The sequence below is a fragment of the Pseudoalteromonas sp. Z1A6 genome, assembly GCF_011378745.1.
Taxonomy (GTDB): domain Bacteria; phylum Pseudomonadota; class Gammaproteobacteria; order Enterobacterales; family Alteromonadaceae; genus Pseudoalteromonas; species Pseudoalteromonas arctica.
The window spans coordinates 1-9,569 of sequence record NZ_WTKW01000156.1 but is presented as its reverse complement, the minus strand read 5'-3'; the positions used below and the strand labels follow the sequence as shown (position 1 = coordinate 9,569).

Below are 9,569 nucleotides of genomic sequence, written 5' to 3'. Positions count from 1 at the left end.
AATTAGCCAATAGTATTATATTTAATTAATACCGAATATTTATTATACATATATGCATAATGTTTATAAAAATTGACTTTAACCCCCTCTTTCACGTTAAAATGAGAAGATGTGCTTAAAACAGATTTCAGAACTTTAAAATCTAAAAATCAGAATAGATATCTTAATAGGAGATACATAACGATGGCAGATAAAAAAGCCACAGTCCAAATTGATGGACTAGATCCAATCGAACTTCCAATTTATCAAGGCACTGCTGGCCAAGATGTAATCGACGTACGTACGTTAGGTTCACACGGTCACTTTACTTATGACCCAGGTTTCATGTCGACTGGTTCTTGTGAATCTGCAATCACCTATATTGATGGTGGTAAAGGTGTACTACTTCACCGTGGTTACCCAATTGAGCAATTAGCTGAAGACTCAAACTACATTGAACTTTGTTACTTACTTTTAAATGGTGAGTTACCTTCTAAAGAACAATATGAAGTTTTTAAGAATGAAATCACTACAAGCACTATGCTTGACGAGAAAATTGCTAACTTTTTCCAAGGTTTCCGCTTTGACGCTCACCCAATGGCAATGCTTTGTGGCGTAGTAGGTGCATTATCATCTTTCTATCATGAAGACCTTGATATTACTGATGCTGAACAACGTAAAACAAGCGCAGTTAAGCTTGTTGCTAAGTTACCAACAATCGCGGCAATGGCTTATAAAACAAATATCGGCCAACCGTTTGTATACCCACGTAACGATTTAAGCTACGCAGAAAACTTCTTACACATGATGTTCTCTGTACCTGCTGAAGAATATAAAGTTAATCCAGTAACTGCAAAAGCGATGGATAAAATCTTTATGCTTCATGCAGATCATGAACAAAATGCATCAACTTCAACAGTTCGTCTTGCTGGTTCATCTGGTGCTAACCCGTATGCATGTATTGCAGCTGGTATTGCATCTTTGTGGGGCCCTGCTCACGGCGGCGCTAATGAAGCATGTTTAAACATGTTAGAAGAGATTGGCTCTGTTGACCGTATCGATGAATACGTAGCTAAAGCTAAAGATAAAGCTGACCCGTTCCGCCTTATGGGCTTTGGACACCGTGTTTACAAAAACTTTGACCCACGCGCTACAGTAATGCGTCAAACGTGTCACGAAGTTTTAGCTGAGCTGAATATCCAAGATCCACTTCTTGATATTGCTATGAAGCTTGAGCAAATTGCGCTTGAAGACCCATACTTTGTAGAGAAAAAACTATACCCTAATGTAGATTTCTACTCTGGTATTATCTTAAAAGCGATTGGTATTCCAACAAGCATGTTCACTGTAATCTTTGCAATGGCACGTACTGTTGGTTGGATCACTCACTGGGATGAGATGCTATCTCAACCTGGTCATAAGATCAGCCGTCCTCGTCAACTTTATACTGGTTACACTCAACGTGACTACGTATCAACTGACAAGCGTTAATTAACGTTGGTTAGTTTAAAAAGGCCGCATTTTGCGGCCTTTTTTATTAACAACACTTGAGAATTATCATAAACCGATTACAATTCCTGCCTTAAAAACACTATGTAGATGAGCCATGCTTGCTTTAAAGTTTGATATAAATAAAATTAGAAACGACTTCCCAACATTAAATCAAACAATAAACGGCTGCCCGCTTGTTTATTTAGACTCAGCAGCAACCTCACAAAAGCCTCAATCAGTTATAGATACAATTACTGAATTCTATACGTTTCAAAACGCTAATGTACACCGTGGACGCCATACACTTAGCGAGCAAGCAACTTATTCATATGAACAAGTACGGGATAAAACTGCACAGTATTTCAATGTATTTAGTAAAGAGATTGTATGGACTAAAGGTGCTACAGAAGCCATTAACTTGGTCGCTAACGGATTAAAAAAGCGCTTAAATGAAAGTCATACCATAATGATATCTCCGCTTGAGCATCATGCAAACATAGTGCCTTGGCAAATAGTGAGTCAACAAACGGGTGCTAAATTAATAGCGCTTCCACTAAATAAAAATGGCACGCTGAACACCAAAGAATGCTGTGAATTTATAAAAGAAACAAAACCAGCCCTATTAGCTATTACACAAGCATCTAACACACTGGGTAATATCACCGATTTAAAACCACTAATTAGAGCTGCAAAAGACGTCAATTCTCTTGTTTTAGTCGATGGTGCACAAGGTGCACTGCATTTAAAACCCGATTTACGTCAATTAAACTGTGACTTTTATGTCTGCTCAAGCCATAAAATGCTCGGCCCAACAGGATTAGGTGTACTTTATGGTCGATATGAGCAATTAAATACCCTTGATATTTACCAATCAGGTGGGGAAATGATCGATAAAGTGTACTTAACTCACAGTACTTATCGTCCTGCGCCTGCAAAATTTGAAACTGGAACACCAAATATCTCTGGAGTTTTAGGCTTTGGTGCCGCATTAGACTATTTAAATGAATTAGATCACGCAAAAATTCAGCAATATGAGCAAAAATTGTTTAGTTATGCCGCTCAAAAATTGGTAAAGGTTGATGGTATTACAATATATAGCAACCTATCTGACAATATTGGTACACTCTGCTTCAACTTAAATGATGAACATCCTTATGATTTGGCAACTTTACTTGACGGGTACGGGGTTGCAGTAAGGAGTGGACACCATTGTACACAGCCATTAATGACACATTTAGGGCTTAATGGAACGCTAAGAGCGAGCTTTTGTTTTTATAATACCTATGAAGATGTAGATATATTCATTGATTCACTTAAAAAATGTATCGCTTTACTGGACTAAACGTCACTTTAATAGAATTAATTAGGATAACTCATGACAAATACGTTTAACAAAGTCACAGAATCTATAAAAAATGCGCCCGCTTGGCAGCAAAAATATCGTGAGATAATGCTTTTAGGAAAAACTTTACCTGTTTTAGCTGATGTTTTGAAGACTGATGATGCACTTGTACCGGGCTGTGAAAGCAAAGTATGGATGTTTGTTGAATTTGATTTAACAGAAAATACACTTGTTGTAATTGGTGACTCAGATACACGTATAGTAAAAGGATTATTAGCCATTATTTTAGCGCTTTACAATGGCCTCACACCAGAGCAAGTAGTGAATAAAAATGCGTATGAAGAATTTGAAAAGCTCGGCCTTATAAGCCACTTAAGCGCATCACGTGGTAATGGTATTAAAGCCATGGTTGATAAAATACAAACCATGGCACAACAAAAGCTTAGTTAGCAAAAACTAAGCTTGCGAGCGTTGTTTTTTATCTAGATATTTACGCACCGCTTTTGCCGCAACAAAAAAGCCGAAGCTTCCTGTGATCATAGTCACAGATCCAAAACCATTATTACAATCCATATTCATCGAGCCATCAGCACTTTGCTTAGCATGACATACGCTGCCATCGCTTCCTGGGTAAACCAATTGCTCTGTTGAGTAAACACAATCAATATTAAACTTACGTTTAGGATTATTACTAAAATTATACTGCTTACGCAAAATATAACGTACTTTTGCAAGTAATGGGTCTTGCGTAGTTTTAGCTACATCACCAAAAGTTATTTGGCTAGGATCTGTTTGCCCGCCAGCACCACCAGTTGTAATTATAGGTAGTTTATTACGTTTACAGTGAGCAATTAATGCTGCTTTTTCTTTAACTGCATCAATACAATCAATCACATAATCAAAACCTTGAATATGCTCTTGAATATTATCAAGCGTAATAAAGTCATCTATTACATTAATTTGGCACTCTGGATTAATAAGCTCGCAGCGCGCTTTCATTGCATCTACTTTAGCTTGACCAATAGTGCCCGTTAACGCATGAATTTGTCTATTGACGTTAGTCGCGCAAATATCATCCAAATCAATCAATGTTATTTTACCAACACCAGTACGTGCAAGTGCTTCTGCTGTCCAGCTCCCTACACCACCAATCCCTACTACACAAAAATGTGCATCTTGAAGCCAATCAAACTGTTGATGACCATATAAACGTTTAATACCACCAAAACGTATATCTGTAACTTTTTCGCTCATTTACCAATCCAGTTGCCATGGCGACTGCCATGCTTGAAAATCTTGATGTTTAATTAACGCCAAATACTCATCACCATTACCGGGTAATAAAGTTAGCTGTATTTGTTCACCTTGCCATAAAAAGCTCAACGCATATGCATGTAAATAGGTACGATTTGATGGCGTGCCTGAATACATTGCATCGCCTAAAATAGGTGAGCCAACACTTTTTAGTGCCACTCTTAATTGATGCGTCTTTCCTGAGTAAGGTTTTAAAATATACCCTCTAAACCCAGGTTTATAGCTTAGCGAATAAAATCGGGTAATTGCAGGATTCAGCTTACTCGTTAGTAACTTAAACGAGCCACGGCGAGATTTAGCCATATCGCCTTTGATCCACCCCTGCTTCTTTTTCGGTTTAGCGTCACTAACCGCTAAATAAAATTTAGCAATCGCATGCTCAGTAAACATAACAGTAAAGCTGGCCGCAGCGGCTTTGTTTCGCGCTAAAATAATCAGCCCTGATGTCACTTTATCTAAACGATGAACGGCATAAAGCTTTTGCGATAATTGTTGTTCGGCTAACACAACAAAGCCGGGGCCATCTTCTGAATGAAAATTAAGACCCGCTGGCTTTTCTAAAATATAAAAATCGTTATGTGTAAAAATGATTTTTAATATTTTACTTACTTGCTCACTCACACGTTTTTACTTTTAATATGCGCTATCACTTTAGCTAAGTCATCGGGCGTATCAACTCCAGCATGGGGTGCTATTTGAGCTTGCTCTATTTTGATTTTATAACCATGATACAACACACGTAACTGCTCAAGCGATTCAAGTAGCTCAAGTGGCGATACGCTCAATTCTATATATTGTTTAATAAAACCCGCTCTGTACGCATAAATACCTACGTGGCGCTGAAATGGCGCTAAATTAAGAGCACTGCTGTCATTCATCATTGTGCTTCTATCAAACGGAATACTTGCACGAGAAAAATACAGCGCATTTTTATTTATATCGCTAACCACTTTAACGGCATTAGGATTAAATACTTCATCACGCTCTTCAATAGCAACACTTAACGTTGCCATTGGTGCTGTTGAATCACTTAATAGTGCAGCAACTTGGGATACATTTTCTGGCGCAAGTAAGGGCTCATCGCCTTGTACATTAACCACAATTGTATCGCTGTCGAGATCAAGTAAATCAACTACTTCGGCTAAACGCTCAGTACCCGATTGGTGATCTTCGCGAGTCATTACAACATCACTAGTAAATAAACTTACTGCATCAAACACTTTTTGATGATCGGTTGCTATAACCACTTTACTTGCACCTGATAAACATGCTTTTTCGTAAACATGTTGAACCATTGGCTTACCGCAAATATCAGCAAGCGGCTTACCCGGTAGTCGGGTTGATGCAAAACGTGCAGGAATTACAACTACGAATTCCACTTTTCAACCTCTTCTAAAGATAACTCACGTGCTTCGTTTTCAAGCAATACTGGAATATCATCTTGAACGGGGTAAGCAAGCTTAGCTGCAGTACTAATTAGTTCGTTGTTTTCTCTATCAAAGCGTAGTTTACCCTTACAAACTGGGCAGGCAATTATCTCGAGTAATTTTGTATCAAAGGCCATTGAGTATTCCTTTTTCTTTTAATAATGAATTTAATGTGTTTATTACGCTATCGGAAGGCTCTGCATCTATAGGTAAATAATACCAATTAGGTTTTGCAAAGGACTTACATTTAACCGCGTCTTTTTCGGTCATTATAATGCAATCATCACCAAACTGAATAAAATCATCTGCTGTATAAGCATAATGATCTCTAAAGTGATGAGTCGACAATAGCTTAATATTTTGTGCTTCTAATGAGTTTTCAAACCGTTTAGGGTTCCCAATTGCACTTATTGCATGTGCGTGAGTTACCGTATGTTTTGCATCATCACCTGAATTAACTAAGCGAAGGTTACTTACTTGCAGCACGTAGCTATTATTAGCCTGGCCGCCATTTTCAATTACTATATCAACACTTTGTAAGCGTTTAGTTGTTTCGCGTAGTGGCCCTGCGGGCATAACAAAACCATTACCAAAGCGGCGTTCACTATCAACAATACAACACTCAATGCTACGAGGCATTTTATAATGCTGCATCCCATCATCAGAAATAATGACATCTAGCGTATGATTTTTTTCTAATAAATCGATATTGTGTTGTCTATTAGGGCCAACTGCTATTGGGCATTTTAAACGATGGTATAAAAGCACAGGCTCATCTCCAGCCTGCTGAGCATCTACAACTGAAGTGACTAACAGCGGGTAATTATCTGATTGCCCACCATAACCTCTACTAATAATACCCACTGATAAACCTTGCTGTGTTAAATGACTATACAACCACAAAACAAAAGGTGTTTTACCATTGCCGCCTACGCTTATATTGCCGACTACAATAACAGGCGTTTTGCACTCAAAAGGTTTAAGTATTTTAGCGCTGTACAAGAGTTTTCGAAATGCCGATACAACCCAAAACAAAGCACTTAATGGTAATAACAATAAAGTAATTAGACCAAATGGTTTATACCAGCTTTGCTCTATTTTGCTCACGCCTGATCACCAAACTGCATTTTGCAAAGTGCTGAATAAGTACCGTCATTTGCTAATAAGCTACTATGATCGCCACTTTCTATCACACGACCGTTATCAATAACATAAATTCGGTCACTGTTTTCAATAGTAGATAAGCGATGTGCTATAACAATAGAGGTTTTATCTTTCATTAGCGTTTCTAACGCTTGCTGAATAAGCTTTTCAGATTCGGTATCAAGTGCTGACGTTGCCTCATCTAAAATCAAAATAGGTGCATCTTTTAATATTGCACGCGCTATCGCTATTCGCTGGCGTTGACCACCTGAGAGCATTACCCCATTTTCGCCTACCATGGTGTTTAATTGCTCTGGCAGGTCTTTAACAAATTCCCACACGTGCGCTTGTTTGGCAACTTGTTCTAACTCTTCAACAGACACATCGTGCTTTATGCCATAACAAATATTGTTAGCAATCGTATCGTTAAATAACACGACCTGCTGAGACACTAAAGCAAATTGGCGACGCAGATCAGTTAATTTATAATCCTGCAGGGCTATACCATCAAGTAATATTTCACTCGGTAACTCTAAGTCATAGTAGCGTGGTAACAAGTTAGAAATTGTGGACTTACCTGAGCCTGAGCGCCCAACTAAAGCAATACTTTCACCCGCCTCAATCTTTAGCGACAAATCGTTTAATACGGCTTCATCTTTCGTTGGGTACTTAAAGGTTACGTTCTTAACTTCAATTAAACCTTTAACTTTATCAACCGAAACAGTGCCTGTATCTTTTTCCATTTCTTCGTCTAAAACTAAAAATATACTTTGCGCTGCAGAGATACCACGTTGCATATCACTATTCACATTGGCAAGTTGTTTTAGCGGACGCAATAACATCATCATTGAGGCAATTAATGCCATGAAGTCACCAGATGTAATCGTATCAATCATTGATGGCAACGACACCGCCCACAAAATAACTGCCATGGCACTTGCCGCTAAAATTTGAATTATAGACACACTAAGCGCTTTAGTTGCGTCCATTTTGATACGTTGCTGACGATTATGATTATTAATTTTCGAGAAGTGATTAATCTCTTGATCTTGACCACCAAAACCATGAATAACTTTATGTCCGCTCAGCATTTGTTCTGAGCTACGGGTAACTTGCCCCATGGCAGATTGAATGTTTTTAGAAATGTGGCGAAAACGTTTAGAGACGACGGCGACAATAATAGCAACAAGTGGGATGATCACTAAAAATATCAGTGATAGTTGCCAACTGGTATAGAACATTACCGCAAGTAAAAATACAACAAATGCCCCTTCACGTACAACTATTAGCAAGGCTTTAGTAATCGCTTGTTGAACTTGTTCTGTATCAAATGTGATTTTTGAAATTAAATCTCCCGTTGAGTTTTTGTCATGAAAAGAAACGGGTAAGTGCAATATGTGCTCAAATAACTCTTGGCGTAAAGAGCGTACAACTTGGGAGCCTACATAACTTAAGCAGTAAGAAGACATAAAGTTAAAAACACCACGCCCTAGAACTAACGCGATAACGACAAAAGGAGCGTACTTTAAAACTTCTGTATTACGCTGGTTCAAACCTTGATCAATAAACGGCTTCATTAATTGAATAAATAAAGCATCCATTGCTGAATAGCCTATCATCCCAATAATTGCGACAAATGCGACGCTTTTGTAGGTGCCAACATATGAGACAAGACGTTTATAAATTTGTGTAGTACTTTGATCCATAACACTCTCTAAATACAGAAACAATCTGTATTGTATCCTCCGATGAGATAAAACTAAACGTCAATCTTTGATAAACCAGTAACTTTCCTGCCCTCTTGCTGTTTCTATAGCCAAATTCTTTGCATAAAATTTAATACTAATTTGCCCTTCAACGCCTGTCGTAAATTGCTGAGCATTTATTTGGTTATACCGTTCAACGACAATGGGCTTGGGGAATTCCCATTGCCCTTTATAGGCACTTGAATGAATGACTACTTGGGGAGCAACGTTATTTATAAAATTAACACTTGAGGATGTATCGCTGCCATGATGCGGGCTTAACATTACTGTACTTTTTAATGATGTATTATCCGCTAATAACGATGCTTCACGCGCTTTTGATATATCACCAGTAAGTAAAACGCTATGAGTATTATCTGATACCCTAACAACGCATGAATCATCATTTTCATTTCCAAACCCTTTTGTACTAAAGCTTTGTACTTTTAATCCAGCAAAATCAATGTTTATGACTTCACATACATTATGTGTATTTTTAGGATGAAATTGTTGTAATGTTTCACCAAAGCCAGCATCTATGAAATGTTGTAATCCTCCAGCATGATCATTATCTTCATGACTTAGAATCGCCGTTTTCACTGTTAAATTATTTGCTTTAATATAAGGCAATAAAATACTTCGCGTACGGCTAAAGCGATTGAAATAACTGGGGCCAAAATCATAAATAAGCACTTGATTATCTTTTTCAATTAATGCCATAAGTCCATGCCCAACATCAAATACATGTAGTTGCCACTTAGACTTTTCTGTTAGCCAATAATTTAATAAGAGCGTTATTGCTGGAATAAAAGCGAGCCATTTATAAGGAAGAAAATAAACCATCAACATAATAATATAAGTAAAAACGACAAATATTGAGTCAATTCTGCCAGTCGTTATCCATCTTAACGATTCTGGTATTTCATTAAGCAATTTAAATAGCACATATAAGCCAGTATCAAACAGGTTTATTAAAATACTTATATCTAAGAAAATACTCAGTAATGTAAAAACAATTAAAAAAGGTAAGATAATGATTGAAAGCAGCGGTATAGCAATTAAGTTTATTATCAAACCGGCAATACTTACCCCATTAAAAAAATAGAGTGAAAGTGGCAATAAACCAAT

The 9,569-nt window shown here is 37.6% G+C and carries 10 protein-coding genes; 3 read left to right on the top strand and 7 right to left on the bottom strand.

The window, feature by feature from the left end; all coding sequences use genetic code 11:
- Positions 1-183: 183 nt before the first annotated feature.
- The 3 genes from GQR46_RS11200 to GQR46_RS11190 all read left to right on the top strand — a co-directional run bounded on the left by GQR46_RS11200 (position 184) and on the right by GQR46_RS11190 (position 3,262).
- Entirely contained in the window at positions 184-1,470 is a 1,287-nt protein-coding gene (locus GQR46_RS11200; RefSeq protein ID WP_007586875.1) for a citrate synthase, read from the top strand.
- Positions 1,471-1,585: 115 nt separating this feature from the next.
- Positions 1,586-2,812: a SufS family cysteine desulfurase gene (locus tag GQR46_RS11195; RefSeq protein WP_165740987.1), complete on the top strand. Its 1,227-nt coding sequence runs from the start codon at positions 1,586-1,588 to the stop codon at positions 2,810-2,812.
- Positions 2,813-2,845: 33 nt separating this feature from the next.
- Complete coding sequence (locus GQR46_RS11190) at positions 2,846-3,262, top strand: SufE family protein (protein WP_007586879.1); 417 nt, start codon at positions 2,846-2,848, stop codon at positions 3,260-3,262.
- 6 nt (positions 3,263-3,268) lie between these two features.
- On the opposite strand, the gene tcdA is transcribed toward GQR46_RS11190, so the two are convergent.
- The 7 genes from tcdA to GQR46_RS11155 form a co-directional block, all read right to left on the bottom strand.
- The gene (gene tcdA / locus GQR46_RS11185; RefSeq protein ID WP_165740986.1) at positions 3,269-4,066 is read right to left on the bottom strand and encodes a tRNA cyclic N6-threonylcarbamoyladenosine(37) synthase TcdA; all 798 of its coding nucleotides are present in this window, start codon (positions 4,064-4,066) and stop codon (positions 3,269-3,271) included.
- Complete coding sequence (locus GQR46_RS11180) at positions 4,067-4,747, bottom strand: TIGR01621 family pseudouridine synthase (protein ID WP_165740985.1); 681 nt, start codon at positions 4,745-4,747, stop codon at positions 4,067-4,069.
- The gene (kdsB, locus tag GQR46_RS11175) at positions 4,744-5,505 is read right to left on the bottom strand and encodes a 3-deoxy-manno-octulosonate cytidylyltransferase (RefSeq protein WP_010552668.1); all 762 of its coding nucleotides are present in this window, start codon (positions 5,503-5,505) and stop codon (positions 4,744-4,746) included. Before kdsB ends, GQR46_RS11180 begins: the two co-directional genes overlap by 4 nt.
- Positions 5,493-5,690 carry a Trm112 family protein gene (locus GQR46_RS11170; protein WP_002961789.1) on the bottom strand — a complete coding sequence of 66 codons (198 nt, stop codon included), beginning with the start codon at positions 5,688-5,690 and terminating at the stop codon, positions 5,493-5,495. Before GQR46_RS11170 ends, kdsB begins: the two co-directional genes overlap by 13 nt.
- Positions 5,680-6,660, bottom strand: a complete 981-nt coding sequence (lpxK, locus tag GQR46_RS11165; RefSeq protein ID WP_165740984.1) for a tetraacyldisaccharide 4'-kinase — start codon at positions 6,658-6,660, stop codon at positions 5,680-5,682. Before lpxK ends, GQR46_RS11170 begins: the two co-directional genes overlap by 11 nt.
- Positions 6,657-8,402 carry a lipid A export permease/ATP-binding protein MsbA gene (gene msbA / locus GQR46_RS11160; RefSeq protein WP_165740983.1) on the bottom strand — a complete coding sequence of 582 codons (1,746 nt, stop codon included), beginning with the start codon at positions 8,400-8,402 and terminating at the stop codon, positions 6,657-6,659. The genes lpxK and msbA overlap by 4 nt, the downstream gene beginning before the upstream one ends.
- Before the next feature lie 60 nt (positions 8,403-8,462).
- Positions 8,463-9,569, bottom strand: a 1,107-nt coding sequence (locus GQR46_RS11155; protein ID WP_165740982.1) for a ComEC/Rec2 family competence protein, incomplete at its 5' end; no start/stop codon positions are given.